Source organism: Kineosporia sp. R_H_3 (genome assembly GCF_002198675.1).
In the GTDB taxonomy this organism is placed as follows: Bacteria; Actinomycetota; Actinomycetes; order Actinomycetales; family Kineosporiaceae; genus R-H-3.
The window spans coordinates 20,963-37,843 of sequence record NZ_MWLL01000155.1 but is presented as its reverse complement, the minus strand read 5'-3'; the positions used below and the strand labels follow the sequence as shown (position 1 = coordinate 37,843).

The 16,881-nt window shown below is 73.3% G+C and carries 12 protein-coding genes; 3 read left to right on the top strand and 9 right to left on the bottom strand.

Translation table 11 applies throughout. The annotated features are described in order from the left end of the window. The first annotated feature begins 50 nt into the window (after positions 1–50). Positions 51–278 carry a hypothetical protein gene (locus ECOMGDLI_RS16105; protein ID WP_158221028.1) on the top strand — a complete coding sequence of 76 codons (228 nt, stop codon included), beginning with the start codon at positions 51–53 and terminating at the stop codon, positions 276–278. Positions 279–299: 21 nt separating this feature from the next. Here the strand turns inward: ECOMGDLI_RS16105 and ECOMGDLI_RS16100 are convergent, their stop codons facing one another. Then, the gene (locus tag ECOMGDLI_RS16100) at positions 300–764 is read right to left on the bottom strand and encodes an RDD family protein (protein ID WP_088317863.1); all 465 of its coding nucleotides are present in this window, start codon (positions 762–764) and stop codon (positions 300–302) included. A 234-nt stretch (positions 765–998) separates the two neighbouring features. On the opposite strand from ECOMGDLI_RS16100, the gene glnA reads away from it, so the two are divergent. Continuing rightward, complete coding sequence (gene glnA / locus ECOMGDLI_RS16095) at positions 999–2,423, top strand: type I glutamate--ammonia ligase (protein ID WP_088317862.1); 1,425 nt, start codon at positions 999–1,001, stop codon at positions 2,421–2,423. A gap of 96 nt (positions 2,424–2,519) precedes the next feature. Here the strand turns inward: glnA and ECOMGDLI_RS16090 are convergent, their stop codons facing one another. The 4 genes from ECOMGDLI_RS16090 to ECOMGDLI_RS16075 form a co-directional block, all read right to left on the bottom strand. Beyond that, complete coding sequence (locus ECOMGDLI_RS16090) at positions 2,520–3,164, bottom strand: dihydrofolate reductase family protein (protein ID WP_088317860.1); 645 nt, start codon at positions 3,162–3,164, stop codon at positions 2,520–2,522. Between the two features lie 123 nt (positions 3,165–3,287). Then, positions 3,288–5,462 carry a glutamine synthetase III gene (locus ECOMGDLI_RS16085; protein ID WP_088317859.1) on the bottom strand — a complete coding sequence of 725 codons (2,175 nt, stop codon included), beginning with the start codon at positions 5,460–5,462 and terminating at the stop codon, positions 3,288–3,290. 131 nt (positions 5,463–5,593) lie between these two features. After that, a complete protein-coding gene (locus tag ECOMGDLI_RS16080; RefSeq protein WP_143447737.1) occupies positions 5,594–6,640 on the bottom strand; it encodes a hypothetical protein in 1,047 nt (348 codons plus the stop codon). 111 nt (positions 6,641–6,751) lie between these two features. After that, complete coding sequence (locus ECOMGDLI_RS16075) at positions 6,752–7,801, bottom strand: magnesium and cobalt transport protein CorA (protein WP_088317894.1); 1,050 nt, start codon at positions 7,799–7,801, stop codon at positions 6,752–6,754. A gap of 471 nt (positions 7,802–8,272) precedes the next feature. Here ECOMGDLI_RS16075 and ECOMGDLI_RS16070 point away from each other — a divergent pair, with 471 nt between their 5' ends. After that, positions 8,273–10,684 (top strand): fibronectin type III domain-containing protein, encoded by a 2,412-nt coding sequence (locus tag ECOMGDLI_RS16070; RefSeq protein ID WP_088317855.1) that lies wholly within the window; start codon positions 8,273–8,275, stop codon positions 10,682–10,684. Positions 10,685–10,828: 144 nt separating this feature from the next. Here the strand turns inward: ECOMGDLI_RS16070 and ECOMGDLI_RS16065 are convergent, their stop codons facing one another. From ECOMGDLI_RS16065 to ECOMGDLI_RS16050, 4 genes are all read right to left on the bottom strand, one after another. Then, positions 10,829–11,407, bottom strand: a complete 579-nt coding sequence (locus tag ECOMGDLI_RS16065) for a DUF1349 domain-containing protein (RefSeq protein WP_158221027.1) — start codon at positions 11,405–11,407, stop codon at positions 10,829–10,831. A 52-nt stretch (positions 11,408–11,459) separates the two neighbouring features. Continuing rightward, on the bottom strand, positions 11,460–14,603 hold the full coding sequence (locus tag ECOMGDLI_RS16060; RefSeq protein ID WP_088317892.1) for a bifunctional [glutamine synthetase] adenylyltransferase/[glutamine synthetase]-adenylyl-L-tyrosine phosphorylase: 3,144 nt from the start codon (positions 14,601–14,603) through the stop codon (positions 11,460–11,462). 67 nt (positions 14,604–14,670) lie between these two features. Further along, positions 14,671–15,459 carry a type 1 glutamine amidotransferase gene (locus ECOMGDLI_RS16055; protein ID WP_088317852.1) on the bottom strand — a complete coding sequence of 263 codons (789 nt, stop codon included), beginning with the start codon at positions 15,457–15,459 and terminating at the stop codon, positions 14,671–14,673. Between the two features lie 30 nt (positions 15,460–15,489). Continuing rightward, a complete protein-coding gene (locus ECOMGDLI_RS16050) occupies positions 15,490–16,827 on the bottom strand; it encodes a glutamine synthetase family protein (RefSeq protein WP_088317890.1) in 1,338 nt (445 codons plus the stop codon). Positions 16,828–16,881: the final 54 nt, after the last annotated feature.

The window sequence follows — 16,881 nt, the reverse complement described above, 5'->3', positions numbered from 1 at the left end:
AGATTCTGTCCGGTCGGTCGGCTGTCCCCCGATGCACTCGGAGGTCCGACATGATCCCCACTCCCGCGAACGGCGTCGCCCGCGTCGTCGGCGCGCTCGTCCGCAGGGCCGACGCGACGCTCGCCGTCGGAGCCGCCCGGAACGCCGCGGTGGGCATGGCCGCCGGCCGCGCCCGCCACCTCGACGAGCTCCGGACGCTGCGCGACCTGCGCTCGATCGAGGAGTCCTTCACCTCCGCCGAGCGCCGCCCCGCACCCCGCCGCTCCGCCCGCGCCTGACCTCTCCCCGCCCCTGACCGGTCAGCCGGCGCGGACGACGAGCGTGCCCGCGGCCCGGTCGTGCAGGCCCCGGTTGTCGCGGTCGGTGAACAGCGGCGGGACGACGAGGACGAGCAGCAGCGCCCGCACGAGCGCGCGGGCCGGCCCCGGCGGGCGGCCGTCGAGCGTCTCGACCCTGATCCCGGCGACCCGGTGCCCGATCGTCATGCCGAGGGTCCCGACGAGCAGCACGTGCTCGGTCACGAGGACGACGAGCGCCATGAGGTCGGGGCGACCGACGGACGACAGCAGTCCCTGCGCGATGAGCACGCAGAGCAGCCAGTCGACGAGCAGCCCGACGACCCGCCGCCCGAACGAGGCGACCGACCCGGCACCCTGCGCCGGCCGGCCGAACCGGGCCCCGGGGTGCTCCGTGCCGGCGTCCACCGGCGTCCGCGACCCGCCCGGCCCGTCGAGCCACGAACCCATGTCGCGTCGTCCGGCCATGCCCCGAGGCTAGCCGGGGCGGCGCGGCGGGGCACCCGGGCCCCCGGCCGCGGAGTAACGTCACACCGCCGACACCTGCGGTCGGCTCCCGTTACCTCATGGAAACAGACGGGACACTGGAGGGAAATCCCTGGTCCATAGTGTCCAGGGCGATTCCACGGGACTCCCCGATGACGCGGGCCCCGCGGTGAACCCTGCCCGATGCCCGCTCCGCTCCCCAGCCCTGGAGGTTGGATGTTCAGCAATGGCGACGAGGTCCTCAAGTTCATCAAGGACGAGGACGTCAAGTTCGTGGACGTGCGGTTCTGCGACCTCCCCGGGGTCATGCAGCACTTCAACGTCCCGGCCGCGTCTGTCGACGCAACGTTCTTCGCCGAGGGCCAGATGTTCGACGGTTCGTCGATCCGTGGCTTCCAGGCGATCAACGAGTCGGACATGAAGCTCATCCCGGACGTCGGCACCGCGTACATCGACCCGTTCCGCACGGAGAAGACGCTCAACATCAACATGAGCATCGTCGACCCGTACACGGACGAGGCGTACAGCCGCGACCCGCGCCAGGTGGCCCGCAAGGCCGAGGCGTACCTCAGGTCGACGGGCATCGCGGACACCGCGTTCTTCGCCCCCGAGGCGGAGTTCTACGTCTTCGACGACGTCCGCTTCGAGACGAAGCAGAACGCCGGCTACTACCACATCGACTCCATCGAGGGCGCCTGGAACACCGGGCGCATCGAGGAGGGCGGCAACCGCGGCTACAAGACCCGGTACAAGGGCGGCTACTTCCCCGTCCCGCCGGTCGACCACTACGCGGACCTGCGCGACCAGATGTCGAAGACCCTGGACTCGCTCGGCCTCCAGGTCGAGCGCGCCCACCACGAGGTCGGCACCGCGGGCCAGGCGGAGATCAACTACCGCTTCGACACGCTGCTGCGCTCGGCCGACAAGGTCATGCTCTTCAAGTACGTCATCAAGAACGTGGCCTGGGAGGCCGGCAAGACGGCGACCTTCATGCCGAAGCCGCTCTTCGGTGACAACGGCTCGGGCATGCACTGCCACCAGTCGCTCTGGAAGGACGGCGAGCCGCTCTTCTACGACGAGCGAGGCTACGGCGGCCTCTCCGACATCGCGCGCTGGTACATCGGCGGCCTCCTGCACCACGCCCCGTCGCTGCTCGCCTTCACCAACCCGACGGTGAACAGCTACCGCCGCCTGGTGCCGGGCTACGAGGCGCCGGTCAACCTGGTCTACTCGGCCCGCAACCGCTCCGCCTGCGTGCGGATCCCGGTGACCGGTTCGAACCCGAAGGCCAAGCGCATCGAGTTCCGGGTGCCCGACCCGTCGAGCAACCCGTACCTCGCGTTCGCCGCCCAGCTCATGGCCGGCATCGACGGCATCAAGAACCGGATCGAGCCGCTCGCGCCGGTCGACAAGGACCTCTACGAGCTGCCGCCGGAGGAGCACGCCTCGATCCCGCAGGTCCCCGGCTCGCTCGGCGCCGTCCTCGACGCCCTCGAGGCCGACCACAGCTACCTCTCCGAGGGTGGCGTGTTCACCGAGGACCTCATCGACACGTGGATCGACTTCAAGCGTCAGCAGGAGATCCTCCCGATCTCCCTGCGGCCGCACCCCCACGAGTTCGAGCTGTACTACGACATCTGACAGGTGCGGGTCCCTGACCCGCTGACCGTCGCCGGACGGCGGCCGGCCTGCGCGAGCGTCCACGGACGTCGTGCGGTGCCGGCCGCCGTCCGGCATTCAGCGCCGCCAGAACAGGTGGTGCGTCACGCCGCTCGGGCTCGGCACGACGTCGAGGTGGAAGCGGTCGAGGAGGTCGGACGGCGAGTCCCACAACCGCAGGCCGTGCCCGAGGTCGACCGGTGACACCGTCACGTGGAGGGTGTCGACGAGGTCGGCGTCGAGGAACTGCCGGATCGTCGTGACCCCGCCGCCGAGCCGCACGTCCTTGCCGGCGGCGGCCTCCTTGGCCAGGTCGAGCACGGTGGCCGGGTCGCCGGCGACGAAGTGGAACGTCGTGTCGGCGAGGGTCAGCGACTCCCGCGGGTGGTGGGTCATGACGAAGACCGGGGTGCGGAACGGCGGCCGGTCGCCCCACCACCCGTTCCACTCGTGGTCCTCCCACGGCCCGCGGTAGGGGCCGAACTTGTTGCGGCCCATGATCTCTGCGCCGATGTTGCGGTCGTAGTCGCGCGTGAGGTAGTCGTCCAGGCCGCGGCTCCCGCCCGGCTCGGTGCGCATCGGCCAGCTGGCTGTCGCACCGGCCCACGCGAAGAGCCGCCCGGGGTCGACGTGGCCGAAGGGCCGCTCGAGGGTCTGGTCCTCACCGGCCCCGATGCCGTCCCGTGAGACGTTGAAGTTCTGCACTCTGACGAGCTGGGTCACGCTTCCTCCTGCGGCCGGGGTGTCGGGGACGAGACCGCCATGGTGGCGCAGACTCATCGGCCCGCATGCAGAAGGCGGGTCCCCGGTCGGGGACCCGCCTTCCGTCGACGCCGGACGGGCGGCTCAGAGGATGTAGAGCATCTCCTGGTAGGTCGGCAGCGGCCACAGGTCGTCGGCGACGATGCCCTCGAGCGCGTCGGCGGCGGTCCGGACGGCGGCCATCGCCGGCAGCAGGACGTCCCGGGCGTACGTGGCCTCCTCGAGCGGCTCGTCCCCCGCGTCCGCGGCCAGGGCCGCGCCGAGGGTCGCGAGCGCCGTCCGCAGGTCCCCGAGCGGACCGGTCACCGTCTCCAGCGAGGTGAGGTCGGCGTCCACCCCGGCCGCCTTGAGCGCACCGACGTTGACGGCGAGCTCGGTCTGGTAGCGGACGGCGGCCGGCAGCACGACGGTCGCACCGATCTCGTGCGTGAGGCGCGCCTCGACGCCGATCGTCAGCGTGTAGTGCTCCAGGCCGATCTCGTAGCGGCTGTGCATCTCGCGGTGGTTGAAGACCTTGTACTTCTCGAAGAGCTCCATCGCCTCCGGCGAGACGAGCTCGGGGAGCGCGTCGAGCGTCGTCCGCAGGTTCGGCAGCCCGCGCTCGGCGGCCTCGACCTGCCACTTCTCCGAGTAGCCGTCGCCGTTGAAGACGACCGCGCCGTGGGTGTTGATGATCTCGGTGAGCACGGCCTGGACCGCGGCGTTGAACTCCGTGCCGGCCGCGACCGCCGTCTCGAGCTCCGTCGCGATGTGGTCGAGGGCCTCGGCCATGATCGTGTTCAGGGTGACCATCGGGCCGGCGACCGTCTGCATCGAGCCGGGCGCGCGGAACTCGAACCTGTTGCCGGTGAAGGCGAACGGGCTCGTCCGGTTGCGGTCGCCCGGGTCGGTCGGCAGGACGGGCAGCGTGTCGACGCCGATCGTCAGGCGGCCCTTGCTCTTGGACGACGTCGCGGGCCCGAGGGCGATCTGCTCGAAGACGCCGGCGAGCTGGTCGCCGAGGAAGATCGAGATGATCGCCGGCGGGGCCTCGTTGGCGCCGAGCCGGTGGTCGTTGCTCGCCGACGCGACGGACGCGCGGAGCAGCCCGGCGTACTTGTGGACGGCCCGGATGACGGCCGCGCAGAACACGAGGAACTGCGCGTTGTCGTGCGGGTTGTCGCCCGGCAGGAGCAGGTTGCCCTCGGTGGCGTTGCCGATGGAGAAGTTCACGTGCTTGCCGGAGCCGTTGACGCCGGCGAACGGCTTCTCGTGGAAGAGGCACTCCATGCCGTGCTTGCGCGCGATCGACTTGAAGGTCGTCATGAGCAGCTGCTGGTGGTCGGACGCGACGTTCGCGCGCTCGAACATCGGCGCGATCTCGAACTGACCGGGCGCGACCTCGTTGTGCCGGGTCTTCGCCGGGATGCCGAGCTTGAACAGCGCCCGCTCGGTGTCGAGCATGAAGCCGAGCACCCGCTCCGGGATGGCCCCGAAGTAGTGGTCGTCGAACTCCTGGCCCTTCGGGGGCTTGGAACCGAAGAGGGTGCGGCCGGCGTTGAGCAGGTCCGGGCGGGCGAGCACGAAGTGCCGGTCCACGAGGAAGTACTCCTGCTCCGGGCCGCAGTACGACACGACGCGCGCCGGTGTGTGGCCGAACAGGCGCAGGATCCGCTCGGCGTGGTCGGCCATCGCCTGCTGCGAGCGCAGCAGCGGCGTCTTGTGGTCGAGCGCCTCGCCGGTCATCGAGACGAAGACCGTCGGGATGCACAGGGTGTTGCCGTTCGGGTTCTCGAGCACGTACGCCGGGCTGGTGACGTCCCAGCCGGTGTACCCGCGGGCCTCGAACGTGTTGCGCAGGCCGCCGTTCGGGAAGCTCGAGGCGTCCGGCTCGCCCTGGATGAGGGTCTTGCCGGCGAACTCGGCGATCGCGCCGCCGTCCCCGATGGGCTCGAAGAAGCTGTCGTGCTTCTCCGCGGTGAGGCCGGTCAGCGGGTAGAAGACGTGCGCGTAGTGGGTGGCGCCCTTCTCGAGCGCCCAGTCCTTCATCGCCGAGGCGACGGCGTCGGCGACGAGCGGGTCGAGCGGCGCGGCGTGCTCGATCGTCGCGAGGACGGACTTGAAGACCGACTTCGGAAGCCGCTGCTGCATCACGGCGCGGCTGAACACGTTCTCGCCGAAGATCTCGCCCGGCTTCTCCTCGGCCATGAAGCTCACCGCAGGAGGCACGTAGGCCTCGACGTCCTTGATCGCCTGGATCCGAGCGTCGTTCCCACCCATGTGCTGCCACTCCCTGTCGTCGTCCGTGCGGCAGAGGTCTGCCGAAGATCGACGCTAGGTAGCCCCGCTACCCCGAATGTTTCGGGGAGGTCATCGTTGTGGTTCGCGGCGCCCGGGACGTGTGCCGAGTGTCACGGGTGCTGCGGGGTCGCGATCGTGGGGACCGACACGATCCGCAGCGCGGCCTCGTCCCGGTCGAGCACCCGCACCAGCCGGACCGTCGGCACCATCTGCGCGAACTGCCGGCCCGCCTCCCACGTGCGGGCCTCGGCGAGCGGGTCGAGCAGGACGACGCGCGCGCCGTCGACGACGGGGATGTCCGCGGGGACGCCCTCGTTCCAGATCCAGTGCCCCTCGCCGTCCACGAGGTGGAAGCGCGCCTGCATCCCGCCGTCGGGGCGCAGCGGGCCGTCGGTCGCGGCGGCGACCTCGGCGGCGGGCGGGGGCATGCCGGGCAGCAGCCGGTCGTCGGTCATGCTCAGCAGGGTCGCGGCGAGCAGCGTGTGCAGCTGGAAGTTGTCGCCGATCCCTCCGACGGTGAGCGCCCAGCCGCGTCCGCTCGGCCGGTGCAGGACGAGGATCTCCTCGTCGTCGAGCACCCGGAGCAGGTCCACGAGCCAGTCGAGGTCGTAGCGGACGTCCTGGAGGGCCTCCACGGCGTCCTCGACCTCCTCCCGGCGCGGCAGGCCGGCCCGGACGGCGGCCCGCTGGAGGAAGGTCGTCAGCGCCATCGTCCACTGCCCGAGCATGAACCAGGCCGCGGCGAGGCGGCGCAGCCCTTCGTCAGCCGGCTCCCCGCCCGCGAGCCGGGTGACGACGGCCTCGAACGTCGCGGGGTCGTCCACCGGCTCCGGCGGTGCGAGCCGGACGGCGAGCCGCCAGCGCCGGGCGAACTCCGTCGCCGCCTCCGCCGCCTCCAGCCAGCCGTCGACGACGGCGGCCACCGCGGGCGCCGGGTCGGCGCCGCGCTCCACGAGCGCGCCCGCGAGCACGGCCAGCCGGCTCCCGCGGCCGGGCGGCAGACCGTCGAACAGCGAGCCGATGCGCTCCAGCGCCCGCGTCGCCGCGGCGGCGTCCGCCGCCCCGACCTGCTGCCACACGGCCTGCATCGCCCGGCCGGCTGCTGCCCCGTCGGCGTGCAACGCCGACTCGAGCTCCCCGAGGACCCTGTCGATCACGCGGACCACGCTAGTGCTCGGCGGCACCGGGGCGGGGGACGTCGGGCCGGACGTCATCCGGCCGGACGGACCGTCATCCCGGCCGCCCGCACGACGCGGACCCGCCGAGCGTCAGAGCCAGCCGTTGCGGCGGAACAGCCGGTACAGGGTGACGCAGGCGACGCCGATGACGGTGAGCACACCGAAGTACCCGTAGCGCCAGTGCAGCTCGGGCATGTTGTCGAAGTTCATGCCGTAGATGCCGGCGATCGCCGTCGGCACGAGCGCGATCGCCGCCCAGGCCGAGATCTTGCGCATGTCCTCGTTCTGCCGGACGGCGATCTCGTTCTGCCGCACCGCGATCCGGCTCTGCCGGGCCGCGACCCGGGCCAGCTCGGCCTGGAGCACGTCGGAGAGCAGCCGGTCGTGCACCTCGATCGCGTCGGCGGCGCGCAGCACGTGGTCGTGGACGTCGCGGAAGTACTGGAGCAGCTCGGCGTCGACGCCGGCGACGGCGCCGTCGGCGAGCCGCTGGAGCGGCAGCGCGAGCGGCGCGACCGCCCGCCGGAACTCGGCGATCTCGCGCTTGAGCTTGTAGATGCGCTCGGAGTTCTCGTCGTCGTCGACGTCGTGCTGCTCGGCGCCGAAGACCTGCAGCTCGATCTCGTCGACGTCGACGTCGATCGAACTGATCGCCTCCTCGTAGCCGTCGACGACGAGGTCCGCCGTCCGGTAGAGCACCCCGGTCGGGCCGTGCGCGGCGAGGTCCGACCCCTCGTCGTCGATCTCGGCGCGCACCCGGCGCAGGACGTCGCTGTGCCCGTGCCGGACGGTCACGACGAAGTTGCGCCCGAGGAAGACGGCGATCTCGGTGACGTCGACGACCTCCTCGTGGTCGACGTACCGCACCGGCTTGATGACGACGAACACGACGTCGCCGTAGACCTCGAGCTTGGGCCGCTGGTGCGCCTTGACGGCGTCCTCGACGGCGAGGGCGGGCAGCCCGAACGCCTCGGCGACGACGGCGATCTCCTCGGCGGTGGGCTGCTGGAGGCCGATCCAGACGAACCCCTTGCCGCCCTGCACCGTCCGCGCCGTCCGGCCGGCGTCGGCGAGGTCGATCCGGCCCGGCCGGCGGCGGCCGCCCTCGTAGAGCGCGCAGTCGCCGATGACCTCGTCGATGCCCCGGCCGGGCCGGGCCGGCCCGTCGGACGTCGCGTCGCCGTCCTCGTCCGGGCCGGCCCCGTGCGGCCCGGCCGTGGTCCACGGGGCCGCCCGCAGCGGGAGCGCACCCCGGGCCAGGCGCGCCGCGCGCCGCCACGTCGCGTCGTCCCGGCTCACGGCCACCTCCCGCCTCGGGCGGTGCCTGCCCGGCACCGCTGCCACGACTGTACGAGCCGCACGTGGCCCGCGCCGGGACGTGCCATGCTGGGCGCCGGGCCCGTCGTGGTGCGATCACGGAAAACGACCGCAGATCCACCGAACGACGGAGTGGCTCGTCCGTACGGCCCCCCTCATGCGGGGGGTGGGCACCCCCCAAACTAGGGGGAATTTTAAGACTCCCTTAGCCCTGAAGCCTTTTGACGTGCAGCCTCGGTAGTGACCGGCGGGGCAGCCGGTCCCTTGGGGACTGCGAAGGTATTGGGGCATCACATGAATCGCACCGCTGCGCTGCCGCGCGCCCTTGCGCGCCGGCTCCGATCTCTCGACAAGCCGACCCGGATGGGGCTGGCGGTGGCGCTGGCGGTGTCCGGCGGCGCGATCGGCTCCCTGACGCTGGCCTCCCCGGCATCCGCCGCGGTCCCCGCGTTCCCGAACAACATCGTCGTCTTCCCGGACCGCGACTTCGTCTCCATCGAGGGGTACGAGGAGGACGCGGGCAAGACGATGACGGTGACCGTCACCCGCAACAACGAGGTCATCGGCAAGGGCGAGGGCGAGATCGCCCCCGGTGGTGTCGCGCTCGAGGTGAACCACCCCGGTGGCGTGTGCTGGGGAACGGGCACGGACGCCCCCGACGTCACCCCGGACATCAAGGCCGGCGACGTCGTGAGCATCGCGATCGACGGCGACGCGGTCGCGGACACCCGCACCGGGTCGGGGACCGCCGCCCCCAGCACGTCCGTGCCCGGCGACCTGTTCACCGGCCCGGCCGTCCAGGTCGTCGGATCGACGCTGTACGTGCGCGGCACGGTCGGCGCCGACATCGTCCTCGCGCAGGGCGAGCAGCGGATCATCAACCCCGACATGGTCGACACGGCCATCCAGCGGCGTGACGTGCGTGCGGTCCCCGGACCGCTGACGCCGGCGCCGCGCGGCGGCTACTCGTCGATGCTCGAGTTCGACGCCGCGGGGCCGAACGGTCCGGCCCGGTTCCTCGCGACCTACCAGTTCGACACCCCGCAGCTCGCGGCGCTCGCGGCCGCCGGCGGGACTCGGTACATGTCCTGGGAGCTCGAGGACCTCGACGCCAACCGCCAGGGCCTGACGATCGCCGAGTTCGGCGAGCTCGGCGGCCCCGGCTTCGGCGGCTGCCCGGCCGGCCCGCAGCAGGCCGGCCCGCCGGCCCCCGGCAACGTCAAGGCGATCCGCACCGGCAACTCCGGCCAGGTCGACGTCAGCTGGACGCCCGCGGTGGCGGTTCCCGGCACGCCGGCCGTCACCGGGTACCGCGTCTCGGCGGTCAGCACGACGAGCACCGCCGGCACGCCGACCACCGTGACCGAGCAGGAGGTCCGTGGCGCGGTCGTCACCGGGCAGGCAGGCACGGGGACGACGGTCACCGATCTCGACTCGGGCCAGAACTACACGGTCAACGTGCGGTCCATCAACGCGCTCGGTATCGAGACGCTCCCCGGCGTCACCGTGAGCACCGAGGCGCCCGACACCGTCGCGCCGACCCTGACGCTCACACCGGACGGCGGCACGTTCAACGCGCCGACCCAGTTCTCCCTCGACGCAGACGAGGGCGAGATCTACTACATGCTCACGGACATCGGTGACCCCGAGCCGGCGATCTCGCTGCCGGGCGGGACCGTCGACCCAGCCGCGAGCCTCTACACCGCTCCGTTCACGCTGTCGCAGACCAAGCGGATCAGCGCCGTGGCGATCGACGAGGCCGACAACGCCACGGTCATCCACCGGGAGGCCACGTTCGCCACGGTGGCCGTTCCCGCGGTCCCGCCGACCCTGGTGGACGCGACCGGCGGTGCGTCGTCCATCGGGGTGACGTGGGCGGCAGTGACCACGACGCCCCCGGCCCCGGCGATCACCGGCTACCGGATCACCTACAACGCCGTGAGCTCCGAGGCGGTCAGCGGTTCGGTCGAGGTGCCGGCGACGCCGCTGAGCAAGACGGTCACCGGGGTCGCGCCCGGCACGTACTCGGTCACCGTGGCCGCGCGGAACCTCGGCGGGTACGGGCCCGAGTCGATGCCGGACACCGCGGTCGTCAACGAGCTGCTCGTGGTCAACGCGGGCACCGACTCCACGATCACCCGGGCCGGCGCCGGTGTCCCGCTCAACGCGAGCACGCCGAACACGGACGTGACGTACCTCTGGGAGCGGGTCACCTCGGACTCGGTCACGGCACCGCTGGCCACGGGCCCGAGTTTCCTGTCCGCGACGGACGTCGAGGACCCGACGGTGACGCTGCCGGCGATCGGGCTGCCGACCGGGACACTGGCCGCGGCCACCGCGGCGGACGTCCGGGCCACCAGCCTGTTCTTCCGGCTGACCGTCACCAAGGGTGACCTGCCCCTCGCCCGCGACGTGGTCCGGCTGTCGATCAGCGGCCAGCCCACGGTGACGATCGCCACCGGTCGCTACCGGGCCGGCAGCGAGCTGCGGCTCAACGGCGGAGTGTCGAACGGGAGCACGATCGTGCGGGTGTACAGCAAGACCGTCAACGCGACCAACTACACCTTCGTCGGCACCGCCACGGTGACCGCGGCGCCCGGCGGGGCGACGTGGGAGCTTCGGCTGCGCAACGGAGCCGTCCCGGCGAACGCGCCGTGGTACGCGTTCACCACGTTCGGCGGTGGCGTGGGGCCGTTCACGACCTGACGCACAGCACCGTGCGCGACGGCCCGCCCGCCCCAGGCGGGCCGTCGCTCCCCGGGTCAGCCCCCTGACCTGGTTCGGGCCCGGACGACGTTCCCCGCGTCGTCCGGGCCCGCTGCCGTTCCCGGCGGGCGCGCGCAGGCGGGGTCAGGGCTTGGTGATGACGATGTCGCGGAAGACGACCTCGAAGCCGTCGCCGGCGGGTGAGCCGGCCATCGGGCCGACGAACGCGGGCAGGTCCGGCGGCAGGTAGCAGAGCCGGTGCGCCACCCAGGTCACCCCGGCGTCCAGGGAGAACTCGACCGAGAGCCCGTCGCCCGAGCGCACGACGCGCAGCCCGACCGGGCCGTCGACCCGGCCGACCGGGACGACGCTGCGGTCCGAGACGCCGTGGGTGACGACGGCGACGATCCGGTGCCCGCCGTCGACGCGCTCGACCGCCACGGTGATCCAGCGCTCGGCGTCCATCCGGACCATGAGGCCGGCCTGGTCGCCGCCGGTCCGGTACTGCCCGTCCACCGTGGTGCTCGCGACGAAGTCGCCGAGCATCCGGGCGCCGAGGAAGTGCCCGTTGTCGTGGACGTAGCCGTAGTGCGTGTGGCGCCAGAAGTCGCTCCCCGGGTCGGCGGTGAGCACGATGTCGGGGCCGGAGCGGCGCCAGCGCGCCGGCTCGTGGAACCAGACGGGCTCGTCGCCGAAGACGCCGCGGGCGGGGGTCAGCTGCACCGGGCCATCCTGACCGACGCGGCGGCCCGGCTGCACCCCGGGGCAGCCGCCGTCACCCGTAGAAGACCCGCTCCACCACCGAGCGCGCCCGGCGGGTCACGCGCAGGTAGTCCTCGTCGAGCTGCCCCGCCGACCCCGGCGGGTACCCGACGATCCGGGCGACGCCGTCCAGCTCGCGCACCGTCTTCGGCAACGCGTCCGACGGCCGGCCGCGCCACAGCACGGTCGCGTTGCGGACCCGGGAGGCCAGCGTCCACGCCAGGAGCAGCGCGTGCGCGTCGTGCTCGTCGAGCAGGCCGGCCTCCGCGGCCGCGGCGAGAGCGCCCGTCGTCGACGTCGTCCGCAGCCCCGGCACGGTCGACGCGTGCTGGAGCTGGAGCAGCTGGACGGTCCACTCGACGTCCGAGAGCCCGCCGCGGCCGAGCTTGAGGTGCCGGTGCGGGTCGGCGCCGCGCGGCAGCCGCTCGGACTCGACCCGGGCCTTGATCCGGCGGATCTCCTTGACGGCCGCCTCCGGCAGCCCGCCCTCGGGCCAGCGCAGCGGGTCGACGAGCGCGACGAACCGCAGCGCGAGGTCCTCGTCGCCGGCGATCGGCACGGCCCGGGTGAGCGCCTGCGCCTCCCACGTCGAGGACCAGCGCCCGTAGTACTCCGCGAACGAGTCGAGGGTGCGCACGAGCGGGCCGTTGCGGCCCTCGGGCCGCAGGTCCGCGTCGACGTCGAGCGCCGGCTCCGGGCCGGGCATCCGGAGCATCCGGCGCAGCTCGGAGACGACGGCCATCGCCGCGTCCTGCGCCTGCTTCTCGTCGGCACCGGGCAGCGGCTCGTGGGCGAACATGACGTCCGCGTCGCTGCCGTAGCCGGCCTCGCTGCCGCCGAGCCGGCCCATCCCGACGACGAGCAGCCGCGTCGGCAGCATGCCGCCGGTGCGCTGCGCGACGGCCGCGGACGCCGCCCGCAGCGTCCCGTCGACGGCGGCCACCGCGGCGTCCGAGAGCCCGCGCCCGACCGCCGCGAGGTCGGCGAGCCCGACGAGGTCCGCGATCGCCGTGCGGACGATCTCCCGCCGCCGGACGGCGCGCGCGGCGATGACGGCGCCCTCCGGGTCGCCGCCGTGCCGGTCGGCGGCCCGCCGGACGGCGTCGATCATCGCCGACCGCGGCCGGGGCCTCAGCTCCGCCTCGTCGCCGAGCATCGCGACCGCCTCCGGCCCGAGCTCGAGGAGCTCGGAGACGAGCCGGCTGGAGGCGAGGACGTGCGCCATCCGCTCCGCCGCGGCGCCGGAGTCGCGGAGCATCTTGAGGTACCAGTGCGTCGTCCCGAGCTCGTCGCTGACCCGGCGGAACGACAGCAGCCCGGCGTCCGGGTCCGCTCCCCCGGCGAACCAGCCGAGCATGACCGGCAGCAGCTGCCGCTGGATCGCGGCCCGCCGGCTGACGCCCGACGTGAGCGCCTCGATGTGCCGCATCGCGCCACCGGGGTCGCGGTAGCCGAGCGCCCGCAGCCGGGCCGTCGCGGCCTCGGGCGTGAGCCGGACCTCGTCGGTCGTGAGCCGGGCGGCGGCCGCGAGCAGCGGCCGGTAGAAGAGCTTCTCGTGGAGCCGCCGCACCTCGCGGGCCCGGGCCTGCCAGGTCTCCTCGAGCTCGACGGCCGGCGTCCGGCGGAACCCGAACGACCGGCCCATCCGGCGCAGGTCGGCCTCCGCGTCCGGGACGACGTGCGTGCGACGCAGCCGGAACAGCTGGACGCGGTGCTCGAGGGTGCGCAGGAACCGGTACGCCCGGTCCATCTCCGCGGCGTCGTCGCGGCCGACGTAGCCGTACGTCGAGAGCAGCTCCAGGCCCTGGGTCGTGTTGCCCGTGCGCAGCCGCGGCTCGACCCGGCCGTGGACGAGCTGGAGCAGCTGGACGCTGAACTCGACGTCGCGCAGTCCCCCCGGGCCGAGCTTGATCTGCCGGGCCGCCTCCTTCGGGGGCACGTGCTGCTCGACGCGGCGGCGCATCGCCTGGACGTCCTCGACGAAGTTCTCCCGCTGCGAGGCCTGCCACACCATCGGCTCGAGCGCGTCGAGGTAGGCCTCGCCGAGGGCGAGGTCCCCGGCGACGGGGCGGGCCTTGAGCAGCGCCTGGAACTCCCACGTCGCGGCCCACCGCTGGTAGTAGGACCGGTGGCTCTCGAGGGTCCGCACGAGCGGTCCGGCCTTGCCCTCGGGGCGCAGGTTGGCGTCGACGGGCCAGAGCGTGCCCTCGGCCGTCGCGGCGGAGCAGGCCCGGGCCAGGCCCGCGGCGAGCCGGGTGCCGGTCGCGAGCGCGGCGGTCTCGGCGTCCGGGTCGCCGGCGAGCTCCTCGGGGGGCTCGACGACGTAGACGACGTCGACGTCGCTCACGTAGTTCAGCTCGCGGCCGCCGCACTTGCCCATCCCGATGACCGCGATCCGGCAGGGGGCGGCGTCCGGCGGCAGCTCGCTGCGGGCGATGGCGAGGGCGGTCTCCAGCGCGGCCGCGGCGAGGTCGGCGAGCTCGCGGCCGACCGCGGGCATCGCGACGACCGGGTCGGGTGCGGTGAGGTCGAGCCCGGCGACGGCGAGCAGCCGGCGGCGGTAGGCGACCCGCAGCGCGTCCGTCGCCTCCTCGGGGGTCAGCGTCGCCACCGGCTCCGCGGCGTCCGGGTCGGCGCCGACGGCGTGCAGGAGCTCGGCGCGCATCGCGGGCGCGGTGCGGCTCTCCTCGTCGTCCTCGACGAGCACCGTCCAGTGCTCCGGGTGCCGGGCGAGGTGGTCGCCGAGCGCCGTCGAGGCACCGAGGACGGCGACGAGCCGGTCCCGGGCCGGGCCGCCGGAGCGCAGGACGGCGCGCAGCCGCGCGGGGTGCGCCCCGAGCAGCGCGATCTCGCCGGTCGTCGGTGCGGCGGGCCGCTCACCGGCGTCGCCGTCGAGGTCGAACGCGACGAACGGGTCGTCGGGCTGCAGGCCGATGAGCTGCTCGAGGATCCGCACGAGCGACAGCAGCGCGAGGTCCGGGTCCGGCGCCTCGCCGAGCGCGGAGAGCGCGCCGTCCTCGAAGACGTCCTCGAACGGGTCGACGATCCCGGCGAGCGCCGGGTCCTCGAGGAGCCGCTCGGCCTTCGCGACGTCGACGAAGCCCAGGCGGGCCAGCTGGCCGCCGAGGCTGCCGCGCCTGGCCCTGGACGTGCTCACGTCCGCCACCGTAGCCCGTCGGCCCGGTGCCGTCGGAAGGGTGCCGATCGCGGGGCGGGGCCGCCGGTCAGCGGCGGGCGACGTACGCGGCGACGACGTCCGCGAACGCGACCGCGTGGGTGCGGGCGACGCGCGCGAGCGACTCCTCGCCGGCGGCGAGCGCCGGCCGCAGGTCGTCGGGGTGCAGGCCGGCGCCGACGACGGTGCCGTGGCCGCCGACGAGCCAGCTCTCGTAGTCCGCGGCGGTGACCTCGGGGTGGTACTGGACGCCCCAGGCCCGCTCCCCCAGCCGGAACGCCTGCCGGGCGTACCGTTGCCCGGTCGCGAGCGGGACGGCGCCCGGCGGCAGCTCGGTCACGGTGTCCTGGTGCCAGTGCGCGACGCCGATCCGCGGCCCGGCCTCGGCGTGGACGGCCCCGAGCAGGGCGTCGTCCGCCGCCGCCGGCAGCAGGTCGACCTCGACGTAGCCGATCTCCAGCCCGTGCGTGCCGCGCTCGGCCCGGCCGCCCGTGGCCATCGCCAGCAGCTGGAAGCCCAGGCAGATGCCGAGCGCGGGGACGCCCCGGTCGACCGCCTCGGCGAGCAGCGCCCGGGTGCCGGGCAGCCAGGGGGCGACGTCGTCCTCCCAGGCCGCCATGACCCCGCCGAGCACGACGACCGCGTCGTGCCCGGAGAGGTCGGCGGGCAGCTCGTCGCCCGAGCCGGGGTGCCGGTCGTCGATGCACGCCGGGCCGAGGCGCTCGCGCAGGTACGGGTCGAGCCGGCCGAGGCCGGAGTCGTCCTCGTGGACGACGACGAGCACGCGGGCAGCGGTGGCGGCGTCCGACGGTGACGTCGGGGTGGACAGCGTCGTCATCGTTCGTCCGTCTTCGTCCGGTCGGGCCGGTCAGAGCATCGGGAGGTAGCGGTTGAGCTCGAACGCCGTGATCTGGTGCCGGTACTCCGCCCACTCGGCGCGCTTGTTGCGCAGGAAGTAGTCGAAGACGCCCTCGCCGAGGGTCTCGGCGACGAGCTCGGACTCCTCCATGATCTGGATCGCGTTGTCCAGGCTCGTCGGCAGCGGCTTGATCCCGAGGGCGCGGCGCTCGGAGTCGGTGAGCGACCACACGTCGTCCTCGGCGCCGTCCGGCAGGTCGAGCCCGTCCTCGATGCCCTTGAGCCCGGCCGCGAGCATGAGCGCGAACGCGAGGTAGGGGTTCGCGGCGGAGTCGATCGCGCGGTACTCGATGCGCGTCGAGTTGCCCTTGCCCGGCTTGTACATCGGCACCCGGATGAGCGCGGACCGGTTGTTGTGGCCCCAGCACACGTAGCTCGGGGCCTCGCCGCCGCCCCACAGCCGCTTGTACGAGTTGACCCACTGGTTCGTCACGGCGGTGATCTCGGCGGCGTGCGCGAGCAGGCCGGCGATGAACTGCCGCGCCACCTTGCTCAGCTGGAACTCCGCGCCCGCCTCGTGGAAGGCGTTGCGGTCGCCCTCGAAGAGCGACAGGTGCGTGTGCATGCCGGAGCCGGGGTGGTCCGCGAACGGCTTGGGCATGAACGTCGCGTAGATGCCCTGCTCGAGCGCGACCTCCTTGATGACGCTGCGGAAGGTCATGATGTTGTCGGCCGTGCTCAGCGCGTCGGCGTACCGCAGGTCGATCTCGTTCTGGCCGGGGCCGCCCTCGTGGTGGCTGAACTCGACGGAGATGCCCATCGACTCCAGGACGCCGATCGCGGCCCGCCGGAAGTCGTGGGTCGTGCCCCGCGGGACGTGGTCGAAGTACCCGGCCCGGTCGACGGGCTCCGGGTCGCGGCCCGGCGCCCACTCGTCCTTGAGCAGGTAGAACTCGATCTCGGGGTGCGTGTAGAAGGTCAGCCCGTGGCCGGCGGCCTTGTGCAGCGCGCGGCGCAGGACGTTGCGCGGGTCCGACAGCGACGGCTCGCCGTCCGGGGTGAGGACGTCGCAGAACATCCGCGCGGTGCCGTGGTGGTCCCCCCGCCAGGGCAGGACGGCGAACGTCGCCGGGTCCGGCCGGACGAGCATGTCGGCCTCGTAGACCCGGGCCAGGCCCTCGATCGCGGAGCCGTCGAAGCCGATGCCCTCGGAGAACGCCCCCTCGAGCTCGGCGGGGGCGACGGCCACCGACTTGAGCGAGCCGAGGACGTCGGTGAACCACAGCCGGACGAACCGGATGTCACGCTCCTCGATCGTGCGGAGGACGAACTCCTGCTGCCTGTCCACGGTCACACTCGCTCATCGATCGGGGGCTCCCGCCCGAACCGGTTGTACGGATCC